Origin of the sequence: Methanoregula sp. PtaB.Bin085 (genome assembly GCF_002067035.1) — an archaeon.
Lineage (GTDB): Archaea > Halobacteriota > Methanomicrobia > Methanomicrobiales > Methanospirillaceae > Methanoregula.
Window position 1 is genome coordinate 56,299 of the sequence record NZ_MVQB01000060.1, and the last position, 18,094, is coordinate 74,392.

General features: G+C 56.4%; 18 protein-coding genes. 8 read left to right on the forward strand and 10 right to left on the reverse strand.

The features are described 5' to 3' along the window. Positions 1-116 precede the first annotated feature (116 nt). Together A4E33_RS12695 and A4E33_RS12700 are read left to right on the forward strand one after the other, a co-directional pair. Complete coding sequence (locus tag A4E33_RS12695) at positions 117-1,751, forward strand: MFS transporter (protein WP_292348610.1); 1,635 nt, start codon at positions 117-119, stop codon at positions 1,749-1,751. Positions 1,752-1,889: 138 nt separating this feature from the next. Then, complete coding sequence (locus A4E33_RS12700) at positions 1,890-2,636, forward strand: AAA family ATPase (protein WP_292348612.1); 747 nt, start codon at positions 1,890-1,892, stop codon at positions 2,634-2,636. Here the strand turns inward: A4E33_RS12700 and A4E33_RS12705 are convergent. Together A4E33_RS12705 and A4E33_RS12710 are read right to left on the reverse strand one after the other, a co-directional pair. Further along, the gene (locus A4E33_RS12705) at positions 2,623-3,075 is read right to left on the reverse strand and encodes a hypothetical protein (RefSeq protein WP_292348613.1); all 453 of its coding nucleotides are present in this window, start codon (positions 3,073-3,075) and stop codon (positions 2,623-2,625) included. The genes A4E33_RS12700 and A4E33_RS12705 overlap by 14 nt on opposite strands. A gap of 62 nt (positions 3,076-3,137) precedes the next feature. Next, positions 3,138-3,995 carry a hypothetical protein gene (locus A4E33_RS12710; protein WP_292348615.1) on the reverse strand — a complete coding sequence of 286 codons (858 nt, stop codon included), beginning with the start codon at positions 3,993-3,995 and terminating at the stop codon, positions 3,138-3,140. A gap of 262 nt (positions 3,996-4,257) precedes the next feature. Here A4E33_RS12710 and A4E33_RS12715 point away from each other — a divergent pair, with 262 nt between their 5' ends. Together A4E33_RS12715 and A4E33_RS12720 are read left to right on the forward strand one after the other, a co-directional pair. Beyond that, entirely contained in the window at positions 4,258-5,559 is a 1,302-nt protein-coding gene (locus tag A4E33_RS12715) for an HNH endonuclease signature motif containing protein (protein WP_292348616.1), read from the forward strand. A 131-nt stretch (positions 5,560-5,690) separates the two neighbouring features. Then, on the forward strand, positions 5,691-6,212 hold the full coding sequence (locus A4E33_RS12720) for a shikimate kinase (protein WP_292348618.1): 522 nt from the start codon (positions 5,691-5,693) through the stop codon (positions 6,210-6,212). Positions 6,213-6,313: 101 nt separating this feature from the next. Here the strand turns inward: A4E33_RS12720 and A4E33_RS12725 are convergent, their stop codons facing one another. Both A4E33_RS12725 and artA read right to left on the reverse strand, forming a co-directional pair. Beyond that, positions 6,314-6,529 carry a hypothetical protein gene (locus A4E33_RS12725; RefSeq protein WP_292348620.1) on the reverse strand — a complete coding sequence of 72 codons (216 nt, stop codon included), beginning with the start codon at positions 6,527-6,529 and terminating at the stop codon, positions 6,314-6,316. A 93-nt stretch (positions 6,530-6,622) separates the two neighbouring features. Further along, positions 6,623-7,429 (reverse strand): archaeosortase A, encoded by an 807-nt coding sequence (gene artA / locus A4E33_RS12730; RefSeq protein ID WP_292348622.1) that lies wholly within the window; start codon positions 7,427-7,429, stop codon positions 6,623-6,625. A 108-nt stretch (positions 7,430-7,537) separates the two neighbouring features. Here artA and A4E33_RS12735 point away from each other — a divergent pair, with 108 nt between their 5' ends. Beyond that, positions 7,538-8,221: a PEGA domain-containing protein gene (locus A4E33_RS12735; protein WP_292348624.1), complete on the forward strand. Its 684-nt coding sequence runs from the start codon at positions 7,538-7,540 to the stop codon at positions 8,219-8,221. Positions 8,222-8,362: 141 nt separating this feature from the next. Here A4E33_RS12735 and A4E33_RS12740 read toward each other — a convergent pair whose 3' ends face one another. From A4E33_RS12740 to A4E33_RS12750, 3 genes are all read right to left on the reverse strand, one after another. Further along, positions 8,363-9,067 (reverse strand): hypothetical protein, encoded by a 705-nt coding sequence (locus tag A4E33_RS12740; RefSeq protein WP_292348626.1) that lies wholly within the window; start codon positions 9,065-9,067, stop codon positions 8,363-8,365. A gap of 105 nt (positions 9,068-9,172) precedes the next feature. Further along, entirely contained in the window at positions 9,173-9,598 is a 426-nt protein-coding gene (locus A4E33_RS12745) for a hypothetical protein (RefSeq protein ID WP_292348628.1), read from the reverse strand. A gap of 289 nt (positions 9,599-9,887) precedes the next feature. After that, positions 9,888-10,277, reverse strand: coding sequence for a DUF2124 family protein (locus tag A4E33_RS12750; protein WP_292348629.1), 390 nt, complete (start codon positions 10,275-10,277; stop codon positions 9,888-9,890). Between the two features lie 112 nt (positions 10,278-10,389). Between A4E33_RS12750 and A4E33_RS12755 the strand changes: the two genes are divergently transcribed. The 3 genes from A4E33_RS12755 to A4E33_RS12765 all read left to right on the forward strand — a co-directional run bounded on the left by A4E33_RS12755 (position 10,390) and on the right by A4E33_RS12765 (position 13,435). After that, on the forward strand, positions 10,390-11,271 hold the full coding sequence (locus A4E33_RS12755) for a flavodoxin family protein (protein WP_292348630.1): 882 nt from the start codon (positions 10,390-10,392) through the stop codon (positions 11,269-11,271). A gap of 103 nt (positions 11,272-11,374) precedes the next feature. Then, positions 11,375-12,214: a deoxyribonuclease IV gene (locus A4E33_RS12760; RefSeq protein WP_292348631.1), complete on the forward strand. Its 840-nt coding sequence runs from the start codon at positions 11,375-11,377 to the stop codon at positions 12,212-12,214. A gap of 567 nt (positions 12,215-12,781) precedes the next feature. Further along, positions 12,782-13,435: a CAP domain-containing protein gene (locus A4E33_RS12765; protein ID WP_292348632.1), complete on the forward strand. Its 654-nt coding sequence runs from the start codon at positions 12,782-12,784 to the stop codon at positions 13,433-13,435. Positions 13,436-13,464: 29 nt separating this feature from the next. On the opposite strand, the gene A4E33_RS12770 is transcribed toward A4E33_RS12765, so the two are convergent. From A4E33_RS12770 to A4E33_RS12780, 3 genes are read right to left on the reverse strand one after another with little or no spacing between them, the layout of a single operon-like run. After that, entirely contained in the window at positions 13,465-13,665 is a 201-nt protein-coding gene (locus A4E33_RS12770) for a DUF2997 domain-containing protein (RefSeq protein WP_292348634.1), read from the reverse strand. Positions 13,666-13,685: 20 nt separating this feature from the next. Then, positions 13,686-15,305 carry a hypothetical protein gene (locus A4E33_RS12775; RefSeq protein WP_292348635.1) on the reverse strand — a complete coding sequence of 540 codons (1,620 nt, stop codon included), beginning with the start codon at positions 15,303-15,305 and terminating at the stop codon, positions 13,686-13,688. A 5-nt stretch (positions 15,306-15,310) separates the two neighbouring features. After that, complete coding sequence (locus tag A4E33_RS12780) at positions 15,311-18,091, reverse strand: WD40 repeat domain-containing protein (RefSeq protein WP_292348637.1); 2,781 nt, start codon at positions 18,089-18,091, stop codon at positions 15,311-15,313. Positions 18,092-18,094: the final 3 nt, after the last annotated feature.

The window sequence follows — 18,094 nt, forward strand, 5'->3', positions numbered from 1 at the left end:
GGTCCTTGACAAACGAAGAAGATGAAGGAAGCTTTCGCTCCTCACCTAGGGACGGATACTGCGACTCCATCACCACAAATACCATGTAAATATCGAAATAGAAGATGGGCAGGGGAATGAAAACAACCGCCCGGACGATCCGGTTCCATCCCCGGACATCCACGCCATCGTTCGATGAGACTCTGCAAACGATATCTCACCAGTCAGCCGGTATATGGCGCTATCTATCCGCAATACTCATCTTCTCTGATTACCAATACAACCCAACCATGGATAATACAGTTGACATCAGGCGAGAAGGATTCACTCTCCTGATTCTCTCCATTTCTCTTGCCATGTTTATGTCAAGTCTTGACGGCACAATCGTCAATATCGCACTTCCGGCTATCTCCGAGTCATTCAGAATTTCCGCAACCGATGTGAGCTGGGTTGCAACCTCCTACCTGCTGGTTCTGGTCGGATGTGTGCTGGTATTCGGGAAGATCTCCGACATGATCGGGTTCAAGAGGGTCTTCCTCGCCGGCTTTACCATCTTTACGCTCGGCTCTCTTTCGTGTGGTGTCCTGCCGGAGATCTTCGGGGGATTCTACGCGCTTATCGCGTCACGCATGTTCCAGGCAATCGGCGGTGCGATGATCGCTGCAATCGCCCCTGCAATGATCACGGCCTATATCCCCGTTGACCTGAAGGGGAAGGCGATGGGAATCATAATGATCTTCGCGGCGCTTGGCACGGCACTCGGTCCGACAATCGGAGGAGTGCTGACTCAGTATCTTTCATGGCACTGGATCTTCATCATCAATGTACCGGTGGGAATTGTTGCAGTCCTTCTCGGGGCGAAGGTCATCCCGCCTGCAACCCCGGCAGCAGCTTCTGCCCCGTTTGACCGGTCGGGTGCCATCCTGGCATTCGCCGGTCTTGCATCGCTGGTCTTCGTTGTTTCGGAAGGTGAAACCCTTGGCTGGACATCCCCGGTTATCCTCGGACTTGCCCTCATTGCTGCCGGTTCATTTGCAGGATTTATCCGACATGAACTTTCTGCTCCCGATCCGCTTCTTGACCTTAACCTTTTTTGGAACGGGAATTTCCTCCTTGCAAACCTGCTCCTCTTTTTTGTGTTCTTCAGTTTCTCCGGGATAAACTATCTTCTCCCGTTCTACCTGAAATACATCGGCAACTATGATACATCGACCGCCGGCCTGATCCTGACGTCGCTGTCGTTCGCGATGATGGCTGCAGGTTACCTTTCAGGACAACTCTTCAACCGGCTCGGACCACGGAGGCTCTGCATCCTTGCCGGAATCCCCCTTATCATCGGGTATTTCATGATGACCCGGTTGCACATTGATACATCCACCCTCTATATCGTCACCAGCCTCCTTCTGATCGGGTTCGGGCTTGGGCTGGTTGTCACCCCGGTTACGACCATGATCATGATGGCGGTCCCAAGGAGCCGGTCCGGCATGATCTCGAGCCTGACAACCCTGTTGCGGACGGCACCCCTCTCTATCGGGATTGCCACATACAACCTCATCTTCATTCAGGGAATCCTTGCCATCGCGAAAAATCACGATGTAACACGATCATCTCCGATGGATATCCAGCTGCATGTGCTTTCTGCCGGGTTCGACCTTGCATTCCTCCTTTCGCTGGCACTCGGAATAATTATCCTGGCAATCGCCGTGATAACCCGGGAGGAGGTTCACCCGGACTATGCCGATGAATATACGGAGATTCTCCGGACCCGTTGAACAGCGTGCTGGGATTCCGGAATCCTGTTTACCAGCTCCCTTTTTATTGTAACCATCTCATCAGATCATGCTTTCAAAATTTCGGGGTAGCAGACAGTGAAAGTTCTATTACGATACCCATGAAAAGATCTGCCGGATATGCATATACGATCGCTTACATTCCTTCACGACAGGTTCCCAGAAGGAGATTGTTACCCGTTCAACCTTGCTGTTTTCACCAGCACGGAGAAGATTGCCTTCAATACGCCCGTCACCTTCTTCATTGGCGAGAATGGTACTGGGAAATCAACACTGCTCCGGGCAATCGCCCGGAATGCGGGCATTCATGTCTGGGAAGAGCATGAGGGGAGGCGGGACAGCAGAAACCTGCATGAAGACCTGCTGCACCAGGTTCTCCGGATCGAGTGGTCAGAAGGGAAGGTGACGGGATCGTTTTTTGCTTCAGAACATTTCCGCCATTTTGCCGAGGCTCTTGATCAGTGGAGCAGGGCAGATGCCGGCTGTCTTGACTATTTCGGCAGCACCTCGCTCATAGTAAAATCCCACGGGCAGTCGCATATGGCGTTTTTTGAGAACCGCTTCGCACGGAAAGGATTGTACCTGCTCGATGAACCCGAGAATGCTCTCTCGCCAAAACGGCAGCTTGAACTGCTGCACCTGCTTCGGGGATTCTCAAAACGCGGGGACGCGCAGTTCATCATCGCCACCCATTCCCCGCTCCTCCTTGCGCTGCCGGAGGCGGAAATATTCAGCTTTGGCAAGGCCCCGATACAGAAGGTCACGTACGAGGATACGGATTATTACCAGGTTTACCGCGACTTCCTTATCGGGAGGGAGAAGTACCTGGGATACGGAGAAAAAGACCGGGACATCAGCCCCGCCTGAACGAATCGATTGCGACGCTGTAAGGAGAACCGTCTTCCATATAGATCAGTTCGATCTCGTTTTCCCCCACGATCTCGCCGATACAGTACCCGCCGTACTCTTCAGTGATAAAGAGCGTCCTGCCGTCCCGCCCGATTGCACCGGCAAATCCGGATACGGATTCATTGCCGTTCAGCGTGAACAGAATTTTACCGGCAAAGATGCGGCCCTTCTGCTCCGTAACATTCATTTTTACAATAAGATTGTGGTACTCTGAAAAGCCCGTTCCCTGGTCATACCCCTGCATGGGTCCGGTCCATGTGCCTGTCAGATCAGGTATACCGGCTCCTGATGTTGAGCCGCCGCCAACAGCCCCGGACTGCTGTGCAGGTGCTGCAGCAGTACACCCGCTGGCAGCAACGGTCAGGAGACAAAGAAGGATTATTCCTGCTGTTTTCATATCCAGTCCATGAAGTATCAGGGAAGATAATCCTTCGGGTTCTGGCGAAAAAAGAAAATTGCTTATGCAACTTTTGTCATGTTCCAGAAATCCGGATCAGTAATGCGGAAGGACCCGCCATCGAACGATCCACGATAATTATAGTTACCGCGCTTTATCCGGTACTCATATCTCCCCATGCCGAGATCGGCCTTCGACCAGGTTCCCATCCTAAGAAGCGTTCCCTGGTTATTATCATAAAATAAAATAACACCATCTTCTCTGAAGGTCCATCGGATATCCGGGGAGTGATCGAGCGGGACGGACTTGTAATTGTATTCGTAATTTCCAGCTCTTGAGTAATAATTGGTTTTCGGGTCAAACTGCAGCTTGTCGAAGATGAACGAACCGATAACGGGATCGTTCTGGACTATAGGTTTCCCGAGTGGGGGTACCGTGGGATCGGGTGCGATTGGCATGCATCCCGTGGAGGTCTGATAACAATCTGTGGTTTTTGCCACAACCGGAGTATGGACAGCTGTGACCCCGCTGGCAGGTGTCGGGGATGATGCAACAGGCTGCGATGAAGAGGCAACCGGGAGGACTCCCCCAAGCCCCGGCACAATGGCAAGTGCTATGGTCCCGATGAGGAGGAGGAGGGATATGATTGAAAAGAGCACCTGGAGGGATCCAAGGATTTCGGCAATCCTGCGCAGGGGATCGTCGTCAGGCCGGAAGAGTTGCTCGTAAATCAGGAATGATGCAAAATTCAGCCCGATCAGAATGGTAGCAAACGTTCCGGTATGTACCAGGGCTGCATCGATTCCCGACCTGAGTATCCAAAAGAGGATCAGGATGATGAAAAAGACGACGTTGACAAGCAGGGTGAATTTTATTAAATTTGCCAGTGTCGGACGTCTTTCATCAGAATAAATCGCCATAGGGAAGTTTTGGGGAATTCGACTGATAAATATTTCTATAATTTTCACATTTTCCTGTCAGACAAATAATCGATCTGGATGAGAATTGCAGTTATTCTTTCCGGATTGTCGTGAATTATCCTCCATGACTTGATCCGGTCACTGCTCCCGATACCTTATGGCCAGAGAGTAGAAAATACTTAACCCATGTCGACAAACGTCTCACCAGAAGACTCTTTCCGCTGTGCCGGAAGACAAAAACAATCAAAGGGGACGAACCGGTATGGAAGAAATTGAGGATATCATTGCCTCAGCAGAAGAAGATGCAGGGGATTTCCCGGATGATGACGAGGATTCCGCTTCGCTTACATGGACAATAGTCGATGGAAATACCGCAATAAAACAAACCGACAGGGCTGCTTTTCTGTACCGGGAAACGATCCTTCCGCTGCCAGTTCAGGAGTTTTTCGGTGTCCTGAACCTAGATCCCGGCCATAAGAAACGGCTCGTTCTGCTTTATGGCACCCGCAGGTTCGATACGTATATTGAGAAAACCGTCCACACCTCACCAGTAACCAGGATGATATGGAAAGCAGATTTTGCAGCAATGCTCAACCAGCAGTATCCCCTGTGGCTTGATTTCTTCAAAAAAACCCGGGCTGAAGCCGTTGATGCGCCAACGATCCAGTTTACCAGGAGGCGGGATCCCGACCATTTTGACCTGGAACTCGAGGGGGCCTGCTCACAGGAAACAGCAGGTGATTTCGAAGTCCCGTACAGTCCAGGGGATACGGTTGACAACGATACGCTCAGGACCGCGTTCCGGTGCGGTCCGCAGGGTGCGATACGGCGGTCCCACGGCATTAACAGCCTGGTCCTTGTGTCTGACCACACCAGCTCCTCGAACGAGGATAAGTGGATCGGGAAGGTCTTCCACTTTACCGGTCCGGGATCCGGGAACGAGCGGGGTCTGTCGTCTCCCCTCAACAAGACGCTCGCTGGGTCACCGGAGAGCGGCATCAGGCTCTTTTTATTCGAGGTGTTCGAAGATGCAAAATACGTGTTCATTGGCGAAGCAGAGCTCGCAGACAGCCCCTACCGTTCCCGGCAGGCGGACGGCGGGAAAAATCCGCATGATGTCTATGTCTTTCCCCTGAAACTCAAAGGAGGAGGGCGGCCGCCGGTTACCCGGAAAGATCTGTCGAAAGAAATTACAGGGTCTGCCCAGAAAAAAGGAAAGCCCCTGCCGCTCCCCGAGCTGGAGTTCCAGGCACGGTATGCAGTCAAAACGGGAGGCAGGCGGGAAGTGGTCTCAGAGGTTTTCGAGCCCGACCGGATCGTTTCAGAATATGCAAGGCGCCGGGCAAACGGCACCTGTCAGCTCTGTAACCAGAATGCACCTTTTGTTACAGCAGATGGTGAACCATACCTCGAGATTCACCATATCATTCCGCTCATCGATGGGGGGGAGGATGTGATCGGGAATGTTGTTGCCCTCTGTCCCAACTGCCACCGGAAGATGCATCTCCTGAACCTGCCTCCGGACGTAGCCCTGCTGAAAAGGAGGACCGAAGGAAAGAACTGATGTACCGGGTTCAATTCCCGGCATTTAATCCATACTGCACTGAACCGGAGCAATCAGTTTCAGATAATCGTAAAATCAAAAAAAGGGAGGCAACCAAACCAGATATGTGCGGAAACCGGCCGGAAGGGAATATGAAAAACATTGTCCTTATCGGCATGCCGGGCGCTGGAAAGAGCACAACCGGTGTTATTCTCGCAAAAGCGTTGCGACGCAATTTCATCGATACTGACATCATGATACAGGAGCGTTCAGGAAGGCTCCTGCAGGAGATCATTGATACCGATGGGCCCGATGCACTCAAGCGAATCGAGGAGGAGACAATCCTTTCCCTTCATACCAGGAATTCGGTTATCGCCACGGGCGGAAGCGTGGTCTTCAGCAGCCGCTCGATGCTGCATCTCAGTCGGGATGGAATTATCATATACCTGCACGTTTCATTTGAAGAGATGGAAAAGAGACTCCGGAATATCATGACGCGGGGTATCATCCTCTCACCCGGCGAAACGCTCCATGAAATGTATGACGAGAGAATCCCGCTCTATGAACGGTATGCTGATTTCACGATCGATTGCTCAGATGAGGATTTCGAGGCGGTTGTTGGTAAGATAATGAGGGTGGTTGCGCCGGAAGGGATCGTGTCAGTACCCTCGTAGATTTAATGACGTATCGGGGACTTCATCAGAAAAGGAGCATTCAGGACAGTAACCTTAAGTTCAGAATGACGCAAAGAACGATCCAGTCACATCAGAATACGTCAGTCATCGTCTTCATAGTCATCGTTCATTTCCGGCCACAGATATTCGTCGTTGGCAGGGTTCCTCGTATCATCTTCATACGGCCGGAGATCCCGTAGCGGATCATCCTCAGGATCCCGCTCACCCCACTGATCGTCGTTCTTTATCCTTCTGATGTGCCTGTCGACGGCATTACCGCTCTTGTCTGCTGACTGGCGCCGTTTGCCCTTTACCATATGATCCCACCACACCCTGACGGTTATGCTGAAAATCAAAACTCAATCCACATTTCAGAAATAAAAAGATTTGCAATGGGAGCAGAAAACCTGTCAGGGGGATGCTCTTCCTCCAAGACTGAGAAGTCGCTTCCGATAAACACCGACAACCTCACGGCCAAAGATGCTGAGATGGGGAATAATCCGGATTACTGCTCCCATCAGTACCAGGAGGAAGATGAGCCCGAGTATCTCAGCACACACATTATGTGCCCAGAAGAAGTTTGCATCGCCGGTCCCCGTTGGATCCGGCAATGAACCGAACCATTTGTCTGAAACTGCAATGAATAGTACGGAAACCCGGAGCAGGTTAAGAAGGAATATCGGGGGAACGATGATGAGAAATGCCTGGATAGCCTGCCGGGGGGTGAGATCCTTTTCTGAAGCAACGATCCCGAGCATCATCGCTATCGCCACAATACCTGTGCAGCCAAGGATGATCTGGTTGGCAAACCCGTTCTCGAAGATCACATCCCATGCAAGCATCCTGGGATGGTGGCCGAGTGCTGTAATGATCATAAACGATATCGTGACCACAAGCGTAATGAGCCCGTTTCCCAGGGCAGGAACAAGCATGAACGGCACCAGTATAATGGTGGCGATCGCCGCGGCACGGGAGAGCTGAAGAACAACGGTATCTTCCCGAAGCAGACAATCCACGGTTATTACGAGAAAAGGAAGCGATACCAGGGCCAGCAGGGGATACAGGAAGTTCGCTTCACGGAGGAGAGCGGGCATCTCTGACCAGAGATTGAGAACAATGCAGGTCCAGCCGGCGATTGCAGGATATTTACGGTACTTCCCTGCAATAAAAAAACCAAGGAACGAGAGGAACGCTGCACCGATGATAATGTCACTCATGGGGAACCTGCGAAAAGTTCTGGTACCCGTTCACCGGCCGGTTTAATATTGCTATGGATTTGCGGGGCACAAAGGATATCATCAAACACATCCTGCACTCTTGTACTCATGCCCCGCATACCAGCAATTCCATTCATAACTGCAGTCTGTCTTGTCCTGTGTGGAGTGTTTCTGAGCGGGTGCGCCGAGAATCCCCGGACGCTGACACCGGACACAGGATCTGTCAGGATCCTTTCGTCGCCTCCAGGAGCGGAGGTCTATCTTAACGGGGAATACCGGGGGACGACTCCCGCTGCCATCAGCGGTATCCCGGCAGGTAACTACTCGCTTGAGCTGCGTGCGAACGGGTATGATCGCTGGACATCTCCTGTTATCATACAGCGCGGGGGCCTGGCGAACATCTCGGCAACACTGGATATTATCCCCGGAACCTCCGTGCCGGTGACATTCACTCCGGCAGTCACTGCCACAGCGCTGAAGGGAAACCCGGATATCCACATCGACGGTTACTGGATGTATCCGCCGGGAACTTCCGGTACTACCGAAAACATGGTACCCCTCCTTATCCACGCCAATGGATTTAATGTCGGGGATGCCGATGCAAGGGTTGTTACGGCATCTGCAAACCTGTACTATGGGGGGCGCCAGATCTGCTGGAAGACCGTTTACTTCGGGACCCTGAAAGCCGGCGGCCATGTTATAACGGAAACGATGATCTCCTGCCCCCTGCCATCGAACCTGAAGAGTGCAGATCTGACAATCCGGTTCGAAAACATCGTTATTTCCCGTTAACGGCACCGGAAGATACTTTCCGTCCGGGTGTTGACCGGATCTGCAATGCTCACGGGTCCTGGTTTCAGGTATTTTCCCGAAAAGGGGGATATGCCCGATCACTGATCTGGATCAACAGGGACAACTGGTTCTAACGAAAAATTATTCCCTGCGCATTGTGACGAACGCGAGAATCACCATGCCGATTGCGACAAGGATGGTGGTTAATCCCACCGGGGATTTTGTCTGGATGGGAGCCGGGCCTGATGGCCAGGTATAGGTTGGAGAGGGAGCAGCTTCCTGCACCTGTGTCTGCACAAGTGTCTGGACCGGTACCTGGACGGTGTTCTGAGCGGTGGCTGCAGCCGTCGTTTGTTTCAACGTCGTTGTTGCAGCGCCGCCAACAACCAGCCCTGATGATCCCCACTGCCGGAAACAGTATTTTGCAACTGACCCGCCGGATACTGATTCCTGGCCGCATGTCGTCTTCGTACACTGCACGTACCCGTTCGTTCCCCATTTAGAGAGAGCACTACCTTCCGAAAGGCATTCACAGGGAGCCTGGCAGGTCGTTGTAGCTGCCGAGGCTGAGCCCCCAATGGGATGTAGGCAATAATACTGGATCATTGCATTCGCACTCTGGCCGCACACATTCTTGTTGCACCGATCGTACCCTTCGGGACCCCATCGTGCTGCAGCTTCATTTTCCGAGATGCATTCGCATGGCGCACTGCAGGTATAATATTGCCCTCCGGCCGAGGGATGCTCATTTTCTGCGCCGATTGACGTAGCTGCGCCCGCTATGCCGCACATGACTGCTATCATTCCGATGAACAGCACAATCCTGACATACTGGTTCCTTATCATTTCCTGTCACCACTCACCGGCCCCCTTCACCGCGCCGGGATTCTCATATGATGATCCGGTTGACCCGGTATTATACGGTTTGTTTTTATTTTTTAAAAAGGGAGATTATTTCCTTCTCAGGCCTGCTGCAACAGGAAGTACCAGTCCAATCGCTGCAAGAATCGTGATAATCCCTGAAGGGGATTTCTGGGTAGCTCCTGCCGCAGCAGGTGCCCCGGCAGCCGGCGCCTGGGCTTGTGCCGGTGGCGCTGCCGAGGATCCTTTCTGGTGGAGGCAGTAGTACTGCACCATCGCATCGGCGCTCTGCCCGCACACGGTCTTGCTGCAATATTCATACCCGTCAGTACCCCATCGCTGCATGGCCTGCGTGAGGGACATGCACTCGCATGGGGCGGTACATGTCGGCGCATCCGCGCCCGATGTTTCGTGAGGCTCTGCAACAATTCCCATCCCGGCAGCACTCACCGTGCCGCACAGGACTGCAGCCAGTCCGATAAGAAAAACAGTCCTGAAATAATCAATTGTTTTCATCGCTGATCATCCTCAACCGACAGGTCCTGATTTCCTGCCGGATATATAGTACGGAGAATTGGCTGAACCGGTAATATACTTTTTGTTTCAGTCGAATCTCGCGAGGCGGGGTGAGACCTGAGAAGCAGCCAAAGGGTTCTTCGACTTGTCGAACCTCACACATGACATCAATACGAATAAAACCGGATAATGAGATCGCCAGGGTATTCCCGTTTCTTAACAGTTACCGGATCGATCGTCGCACTGAAAAGCAGATCGAACACCACGGTATCAAGCCAGCCGGCCTTTTTCACATATTCTGGAAACAGACACCAACGACTTTTATCGTGTCATACCGCGCGGCAGGATTGCGGACCTGCTCCTTTGTTACCGACATGTACGGCATTGCAAGGCCGCCCATGATTATTATATTTCTCGGATTCACAGCCGCTGTCTCACCGCTCACCTGCATACCAGTATCCGGGACCTCGTGCAGTTTCTGCGTCTTTGTTTCATCGAGATATGGTACGAACACCTTGTGATAGTGCAATCCGCGACCGGCCATTGCGAGCACCCCGATAAACGGTGTACAGGTTCCCGTACAGCCATAGTATACGATATGGTCGCCCGGTTGCAGGCGCAGCCCTGGATGTACCCCGGAACGGCCGGAGGATGCCCGTGATCCCAAGATACGTTTCATTAATCATCATCTGCCGGAAAAGAGTTCTTCGTATTTCCATACCAGAATCCATTTACCCGGCGATCCCCTGTTTCCTGCCGGCGGAAAAATATTTTTTTACCGGCATGCCAGTATGCTCATGGAACCGGCCCGGGAAACAATGGAGGAAGAGGTTGTCCGGCACGGCAGCCGTGAGTTTGTACTCACGCTTTCCCGCGAGGATTTCTCATCTGTGTATCCCGGTATGGTTCGGTATATCCTGTCCGCGAGGGAAGGGGATCTTACGCGTGCTGTCTTCCGGACAAATACTTTCGAATATTCCCCGCAGGTTCCTCTCGCCGCTGAAACCGCAGTCCGGGATAAGGTAACCGCATGGAAACGGGAACTCGTGTCGGACCCGGATGCAGTCTTCTCAGTATATCCCCCGGATCAGAAAGGGATACATGGGACTCCGGGAGACAGTGTCATCATCCTCCAGGGCAGCCCCCGGCCGGACGGCAACTGCAGCATTCTGGCCGGTCTGGCAGCAGAAGCCGCACGGGAGGCCGGGCAGACGGTACGGATTATTTATCCCCATGATCTCGATATCCACTGCTGTATCGGCTGTTATCAGTGTTATAACACCGGCACGTGCGTGTTCGATGATGATATGACAGGTATTATTAATGCCGTCCGCGGTGCCCGGCTTTTCATCGTCTGTTCCCCGGTATATACCAATACGGTTCCGGCCGGGCTTAAGCTCGTGATCGACCGGATGCAGGCCTACCATGCGGAGCGGACTCTCCATAGAGACAATGACGGTAAGAAAGGGTTACTCTTGTCGGTTGCCGGCCGCATGGGTGAGGACAATTTTTCCTGCATCACGAAGGTGATCATCCCGTTTTTCCGGAACCTTGGGATAGAACCCGCCGGGCATGTGCTGATCGACAGTATGGATGCCCTAAAGGATATCCGGCAGATTCCCGGGCGGGTGGAAGAAGTAAAAAAGGTAGTTACGGGCAGTCTTCGCAGGTAACATGGAGGGATCGTCTCCTTTACACCGGCCCGGATCACAATCCCCAAATACCACGCAGACGTGGATATGATCAGGAGATGCCTATGCAGGACGGGATCAGGCAATGGTGAAAGTGGGCGTGCATGTCTCGATTGCGGGATCACTGGACCTTGCAGTGGACCGGGCAAAGGATGCGGGATGCGACGTCTTCCAGATGTTCTCCCGGAATCCCCGGGGATGGAACTATAAGCCCCTTGCAGAAGAGGATGCCACGCTGTTCCGGTCAAAGGTAAAAACTACCGGCATCATGCCGGTTGACCATATGCCCTACCTGCCGAATCTTGCCACACCGAAACAGGATATGTTCGATAAGTCTGTCGAAACTCTGACCGCAGAGCTGGATCGGTGCGGCCGGCTGAAGATCCCGTATCTCGTCACCCATCTCGGCCACCATCTCGGCGACGGGATTGCGGGCGGGCGGATGAGGGTGATAAAGGCTATCAGCACGGCAATGAAAAAAGCCGACAATGACGTTATGCTCCTCCTCGAAAATACCGCCGGCGAGAAGAACAGCGTGGGCAGTTCTTTCGAACACATCCGGGGTATCATGGACGAACTCACGTTCCCCGGCCGGCTCGGGGTCTGCTTCGACACCTGCCACGCCTTCGCCGCCGGCTACGAGCTCCGGACAGATGAAGGGATCAGCGATACTCTTGCGCAATTCGACGAACAAATCGGGCTGGAAAACCTCAGGGTCATCCACCTGAACGACACGAAGGGTGACCGGGCTAGCGGCCTCGACCGGCACGAGCACATTGGTATGGGATTCATTGGCGAAGACGGCATGCGGCGTATCCTGCATCACAAGGCCCTCCGGGACCTCCCGTTCATCTGCGAGACGCCGGTCGACGACCGCCGGGATGACCGGGGCAACATCGCAAAGGTCCGGGAACTGGCCCGGTGAGCGGGATACTTCCTGTATCGCGGTCTGCCTCTTTTCGTTCGGCTGCTGCAGACTCCATAAAAAAATTTTATTTTTTCCATTCGATTCCGATCAGATGGTTAAAACCGTTTTTACCAATTAAATAAATTCGACCCCCCCTTGCAAGCCAGTACACGAAATGCAGCAATTTTACCTCATAAAAAAAGGGAAAAATATCGGGAGTCCGGAAGGGCGGTTGGAGGGGGTCGAATTTATTTTTTTCCACTAATGCCATTTCGGAATCCGGCCTGAAAGGAAAATTACGGGAGTGAACCCTGCAGGTCGCGATGCCCGGTCTGCGGGAAAAATAATAATCGACCCCCCGACATGTTTCGGGGGCGGTTTTTCATATATCCTTTATCTGTTCCGGCACCGACCCTGCACTGAGCGATCATGGGAAATTCTTCCAGCCCTGAGTGCGGAGGCCGTCCCGATGGTTCCGGACCTGCGGGGAGGCGTACGATTCGCGCAACGGGATACCGGAGGTTTTTCTTTATCCTGTTTATCGCCACCGGTATCATAATCGTCATCATCGGTTCAGGAATCCTCATGCAGACCTTTACCCTCCAGGGAACCCCCGCACCCGCCGCAGGTCTGGCCGTTCCCCCCACCACAACGGCCATGATTCCGGATTCCGGTGATACTGCCGGGGTCATTACAACGCCGATTCCGTTCTCCCCGGACCTGAACGGAAGTCCCGGCTGGAGCGTCCCTGAGGTGCCGGTCATCAATGCCACGTCACTTGCCGCACGGGTTCACGGCCTGGTCAACCGCGAGCGGCAGGCGCATGCAGTTCCTGCACTCCGTACTGATCCGGCACTCACGTCCCTTGCCTCTGCCCACAGCGCGGACATGGCATCGCACGGGTATTTCGGTCACGTGAACCTTCAGGAGCGTGACGCGACCGCCCGCGGTGCCGCAGCGGGATATGAATGCCACCGCGATGCTGACCCGTATTACTCGTATACCATTGCCGAGAACCTGTTCGCAACGTACTGGTATGATTCGGTCCTGTTCATTCACGGAAGCGCAACCGGGTTTGGCTGGAAAACGGAAGAGATGATTGCGGAGGAGACCGTAGACGGGTGGATGAAGAGCCCGGATCACCGCGAGAACCTGCTCGACGCAGATCTTTCACGGGAGGGAATCGGTGTTGTTGTCGGGGAGAACGATCTGGTCTTCATCACCGAAGATCTCTGCTGAATACCGGATTTTGGAGTGCAGCGGGACCTTCAGCGGTTCACATACTGGTGGTCGTGTACCACCGCCGGCTGCTCAAAATACGCGGCGGTATACTCCCGTCCCTCCACCGTTCCGACGGCATTTTCAATATTCTTCGTGATACCGGTACAGCCTTCGCCCTTCACGCCTCGGACGGCGACCTGCACCCTTCCTTCCCTGTCGATCGTTATCTCAAGTTCCTGCATTTCCATGGTTCTTCTCTCCAGTCTGGTTACGTAAGCCGGTGTACCGGCGCATTCAGCTTCACTAGCGCCCCGGTCAGGAGGTCCCGTGCCGAGAGGCAGAGGTTCCGCTCCGGATCGATGGTGAACGTGCATTCAAACCGCGGTTCGCCCTTCCGTGCCGGGGGGGTGGCGACCAGGAGTGTTGGCGAGCGCTGGTTGGCGTGCACGGCCTGCCCCGCACGGTCTGCATCCTGCGCCGGGCCCGCGAGCCGGACTCCGCCGCCGGAGTCCGAGACCAGTTCGATCCGGGGTGCCGTATCCCCCGGCGTCCCCCCGATCTCGTAAAGCGGGATGCCGAGATGGGTTTGGCCGTCGTACGCTGCACTGATGATGACCCGGGCCACCTGCCCGGCACTCGGGTACCGCGTTCCGCTGTGCACGAGGAAGCGGTAGTGGTGCTCCTGTGCGGCCGGGTCCCAGTACCGCAGCGCGTACGAGCAGGCGATCCGGTCCGCCGTCCGTAACGGGGTCCGGTATCCCGCTGCCCCCCGCGCCGCCGCATCCAGCAGGTGGCCGTCATACACAGCCGCTCCCCAGCACCGCGACCGCACCGCTTCCTGAATGGCGGGGATAGCACAGCCGGAACCGACGAGGAAGACTGTACCGGGAAGGCCTGCGGACACTCCGTGCGTACGGAGCGAAGAGAGCACCCTCCCGATACATTCCTCAACCAGCGGGACAACCTCGCGGGCGGCGAGGATCCGGTCGAAGTCGGCTGCCCCGAACCGGGCTTCGAACGTCCTTCCCGAAAGGGTATCGATCATCCGGATCACTTTGTCCCCTGACGCTGGAAGTCGTTCGCGGAGCAGCGATGCCTCGTACCAGAGCTGCGGCATGAGGCGGAGAGCCCGCGGATCGCTCTCCGGCAGACGGAACCTTGCAAGCAGGTCATGGACGATCCATGCGTCAATTTCCCGACAACTCACCGGGCCGTTTGCCCGCGCCAGCACCCGCAGCCCGCTCCTGTCGCCACCGGAAGATGAATGGCCTGCACGGGCAAGCGCAACAATTTCCAGCCCGGTTTCCGTGAAGCTGACGAGAAGGACATGTTCCCCGTCAGCGGGCAGATACCCGTACCCTTCCAGGACAGCCTCGTACTCACAGATGGTTGAACAGGAGCACGCACCGGCATTGCGGGCGATCCGCTGAAGGAGTTCAGCATATCCCGGCGGTGCCCCATCCGGCAGGCTGAAAACCGGATGGGCCCCGGGATACTGCCGGAACACATCCGACAGGAGCGGTGCCAGAAGATCAGCTGCTGCCTCATCGTACCGGACCATGCGGCCATTCCCGGCCGGCACCTGCACGGGGCTGTTGTCGCAGAGGTACTGCCGCAGCCACCGGGCGGTTCCGGGAGAATCGGCGGTCCCTGCCATCAGTACCGCATCGCCCCTCCGTTCCACCCCGCCATCACGGTATTCGATGAGAGCGGGGACAAGGTGAACAGGAAGACTTCCCTGCGGTGCGGGAACCTCACGGGAGATGCCCGGAAACGCAAGGGTGCGGCACTCCCCGCCCGGTCCGCAGGCAGCGATCACAACAGCGCTTACCCCGATGTCGATACCAAGCCGCACACCACAATCTCCCTGTTCACGTTCCACTGTCATCCTCTTCACCCCGCGATCTGGATATCGTAACACCCGGCTGTATCGGTGGGAGCACAGATCCCGATTTCCCCCTGGAAACGGGCAGCAAGCAGGGCATTGTGGTACTTTGCCTTGCCGCATCCCGGCTCCTCCCCGGCCGGTGCTGTGCCGGCAGCAGCAGGACGGGCGTGCAGGGGGAAGGGGATAACCGGCAACGCATGAAACCGGCAGAGGCCGTCCCCGCCGGAGCTGACCAGCGTCTTTCCATCCGCGAGAACCGCAAGGCCGGTCACGGCTCCGGCATGGGCCGGCACCGTCCGGATGAGGGTGTTGTCCACCAGTGAGAAGAAGGCGCAGGTGCCGGTGTCGTATCCCGCCGCGAGGGTGCAGCCGTCCCCGCTGAACGTAAGGGCGGTGACCCTGCCGGGAAGACCCGGCAGATCCTGCACAGTCGTACCGTAGGGGAGGCGGCAGAGCCGGATGACCCTGTCGCTGCTCCCGGCGGCAATGAGGGTCCCGTCCGGTGAGAATGCGAGCGCCCCCACCTCCGAACGGGAATGGCGGAGGACCCCGCAGGGCTCCCCGCTCTCCATCCTCCAGAGCCGGACCGTGGTATCGTTGCTCCCGGTAGCGAGGAGGGAGCCGTCCCGCGATACCGTGCAGCAGGTGACCGTGCTCGTGTGGCCGGTGAATGCACGGCCGGGGGTCATCTCCGGCACCCGGAAAAACCTGCAGGCACCGTCCCAGCCGCCGGTAACCAGCAGCCCCCCGCCCGGGACGAACGTGCAGCACCGGAGCGATGTCCCCGCCCGTTCCCCTGCTGCGGCAAGACTCCCGTTTCGGATATCCCAGCAGCGGATCGATGAGTCCGCCCCGGTAATCACGAGAAACGTCCCGTCCGGGCTCATGGCAGCTGCCCTGACGGAAGGGGTGTAGAGGTCGAGGACACGGACAAGGGTGCCATCCGATCCGTCGATGAGCCGCGCAGTACCGTCTTCCGTCACGGCTGCGACAAGGTTGCCGGCAGGACCCGCGAGAACGGCGATCCCGCCGGCATGCGCATCGAATGTCCGGACGATTTCAGCGCCAGGAACCCGCCAGAGCTTCGTTGTCCCGTCCCAGCTGACCGTGGCGAGCCTTGCGCTCCCCTGGGCAAGAGTGCAGGTTGTGACTGTCTTTTTGTGGCCCCTGAACTCCCGGACGAGTTTTCCGTCCGGCATGCGCCATATGCGGACAGAGCCGTCGTGGAACCCTGCCGCCAGGATGCTGCCGTCGGCTGCAGCTGAACAGGAGGTGACGTGTCGGCTGTAGAGCGGGATGGATACCTCCGGCACCGTCTTTTCCGCCTCCCAGCAGACGATCGCGTGACGGTCGCTCCCCACCGCAAACCACCTGCCTTCCCGGGGTACCGCGCTGCAGAGCGCTCTTCCGGAAAGGCCGGTATATGTGCACTCCTTCTCTCCCGTCACAACATCCCACCGCGCAGGATGGCCATGTTCATAGACCGCAAGACAGGATCTCTCCCCGGGATCGAAGGATAGATGCAGGACCGGGCTGCCGTTGCCGGGAAGGGTCTGCGGGCTGGTCCCGTTCACGGGCCGGACAACCGAGAGCGTGCCATCCGCATGACCGCAGGCAGCAATTTGTCCTGATGGTGCGGGCGCAATGCAGGTAAGTGGCGAAGGATGCAGCCTAAGGGTATACAGGGGCCGGCCGGCCCGGATATCCAGTATCGTCAAACGGCCATCAGCATCACCGGCAAAGATTGATGTACCGTCGTGAGAAAGGGCTGTTGCTGTTCCGCTGCCCTCTCCATTCCATGTCCAGACCGGCGTGCGTCCGGAAAAGCCATGGCAGCGGACCGTGCCGTCGTCACTGGTGCTGACAAGGCAGGTGTTGTCTTCCGGGATGCCGAGGAAGCGGACCGATCCCGGTCCGGCGGCAAATTCCATGGCAGGACCGGCCGAAGCCGTCCGCCATACCGAGAGCATTCCGTCGCAGCTGCCGGTTGCCAGCAGGCTGCCATCCATGGAGAAGCAGAGCCGGGTCACCTGGCCTGCCGGCCTGCCCGCCGGTTGCCGGTGTTCAGCCGAAGGTGCAGGATGCAGCCAGCGATCCGGTACCGTCTCTGCCAGATCCTCCCAGAGAAGCCGGTCGTCGCCAGGGGGCGCCCATCCCGCGGTTCTCAGGGCACGGACCGCTTCCATGCCCAGGGACAGGGGGGCAAGGGGTACCAGGAGCCAGAGGTCACCCCACCGCTTTTCTTCGGTGAGACCGGCCAGCACGATCTCCCACTCCCCGTACGACCAGCGGGGAGCATTCCGCGTCACGTCCGGTCCCGCCAGCGCCCGGGCAAGCAACCCTGCGGTGCCGTTCCTGCGGGCAGCCTCCCGGATCCTGAGCCGCACCGGTCCATCTGCAGAGGTATATCCCGCTGCAAGGAGCGGGAGAAGTCCGCCGGGACCGGGCCGGACAGGTTCTCTGTTCCGGGAAGTGCAGAAGAGCCAGAGGGCGCGGTCGGCCGGGTCAGCGGGTTCGAACCCGCACCGGGTGGCAAGCGCGATCAGCTCGTCATTGTCCCAAAGAAGGCATTCCCTGCAGAGAATTGCCGCCTGCTCCGGGTTTTGCAGCCGCATCAGCGCCTCCGATGCGATATGCCGGGTGCCGGGATCGTTTGCGGTGCAGAAGACAGCAGCCAGTTTCCGGACAGCAGATACGTCCCCGGTTCTCACCCGCCGGGCAATTCCCCGCACGGAGAAGCGGTAGAGCAACGGGCTGATGACAGGGAAACGGCCGCAGGACTCCATCCG

Coding starts and splice junctions, on each gene's coding strand:
- A4E33_RS12715 (WP_292348616.1), top strand. CDS start 4,258: ATGGAAGAAATTGAGGATATCATTGCCTCAGCAGAAGAAGATGCAGGG.
- A4E33_RS12755 (WP_292348630.1), top strand. CDS start 10,390: ATGCTCATGGAACCGGCCCGGGAAACAATGGAGGAAGAGGTTGTCCGG.
- A4E33_RS12760 (WP_292348631.1), top strand. CDS start 11,375: ATGGTGAAAGTGGGCGTGCATGTCTCGATTGCGGGATCACTGGACCTT.
- A4E33_RS12740 (WP_292348626.1), bottom strand. CDS start 9,067: ATGATAAGGAACCAGTATGTCAGGATTGTGCTGTTCATCGGAATGATA.
- A4E33_RS12770 (WP_292348634.1), bottom strand. CDS start 13,665: ATGGAAATGCAGGAACTTGAGATAACGATCGACAGGGAAGGAAGGGTG.
- A4E33_RS12750 (WP_292348629.1), bottom strand. CDS start 10,277: ATGAAACGTATCTTGGGATCACGGGCATCCTCCGGCCGTTCCGGGGTA.
- A4E33_RS12735 (WP_292348624.1), top strand. CDS start 7,538: ATGCCCCGCATACCAGCAATTCCATTCATAACTGCAGTCTGTCTTGTC.
- A4E33_RS12720 (WP_292348618.1), top strand. CDS start 5,691: ATGAAAAACATTGTCCTTATCGGCATGCCGGGCGCTGGAAAGAGCACA.
- A4E33_RS12765 (WP_292348632.1), top strand. CDS start 12,782: ATGCAGACCTTTACCCTCCAGGGAACCCCCGCACCCGCCGCAGGTCTG.
- artA (WP_292348622.1), bottom strand. CDS start 7,429: ATGAGTGACATTATCATCGGTGCAGCGTTCCTCTCGTTCCTTGGTTTT.
- A4E33_RS12775 (WP_292348635.1), bottom strand. CDS start 15,305: ATGACAGTGGAACGTGAACAGGGAGATTGTGGTGTGCGGCTTGGTATC.
- A4E33_RS12725 (WP_292348620.1), bottom strand. CDS start 6,529: ATGGTAAAGGGCAAACGGCGCCAGTCAGCAGACAAGAGCGGTAATGCC.
- A4E33_RS12745 (WP_292348628.1), bottom strand. CDS start 9,598: ATGAAAACAATTGATTATTTCAGGACTGTTTTTCTTATCGGACTGGCT.
- A4E33_RS12695 (WP_292348610.1), top strand. CDS start 117: ATGAAAACAACCGCCCGGACGATCCGGTTCCATCCCCGGACATCCACG.
- A4E33_RS12700 (WP_292348612.1), top strand. CDS start 1,890: ATGCATATACGATCGCTTACATTCCTTCACGACAGGTTCCCAGAAGGA.
- A4E33_RS12780 (WP_292348637.1), bottom strand. CDS start 18,091: ATGGAGTCCTGCGGCCGTTTCCCTGTCATCAGCCCGTTGCTCTACCGC.
- A4E33_RS12710 (WP_292348615.1), bottom strand. CDS start 3,995: ATGGCGATTTATTCTGATGAAAGACGTCCGACACTGGCAAATTTAATA.
- A4E33_RS12705 (WP_292348613.1), bottom strand. CDS start 3,075: ATGAAAACAGCAGGAATAATCCTTCTTTGTCTCCTGACCGTTGCTGCC.